Source organism: Pseudomonas sp. SAS7, assembly GCF_052112345.1.
In the GTDB taxonomy this organism is placed as follows: domain Bacteria; phylum Pseudomonadota; class Gammaproteobacteria; order Pseudomonadales; family Pseudomonadaceae; genus Aquipseudomonas; species Aquipseudomonas putida_Q.
This window is the reverse complement of sequence record NZ_JBEGGO010000064.1, coordinates 1-385: the sequence shown is the minus strand read 5'-3', so window position 1 is coordinate 385 and position 385 is coordinate 1. Positions and strand designations below refer to the sequence as shown.

The 385-nt window shown below is 52.7% G+C and carries 1 protein-coding gene; it reads right to left on the bottom strand.

Features of this window, described 5'->3' with window-relative positions:
- Positions 1–21: 21 nt before the first annotated feature.
- Positions 22–385, bottom strand: a 364-nt coding sequence (locus tag ABI582_RS28705; protein WP_442120996.1) for a transposase, incomplete at its 5' end; no start/stop codon positions are given.

Genomic DNA, 385 nt, shown 5'->3' with positions numbered 1-385 from the left:
CTGTGGGAGATTCTATGGTTTTCAGCAAGCCGCTTTCCCACCTTTGGTGACATATTCGTCCTGATTCTTCATCAGGGCGAATGCCACTCGTGCAAGCTTTCTGGCCAGGATTACCAACGCCTGGGTTGTTGCTTTACCCGCATTGCGATGTTGTTCGTAGACCCCTTTCCAAGCGGCCGTCCGACTGGCTGACATCGCCGCGTTATGCAGCAGGCGACGAATTTCTGAGCAGCCTCGCTTGGTCAGGCGACGACGTCCATTCTTCTGCCCAGAATCAATCACTCGTAGATCCATTCCCAGGAATGCAATGTACGAATCACTGCTCGTGAACTCGCCTCGCATAAAGGCCATTACCAAGGCAGTGGCAGTGAGAAAACCAATACCT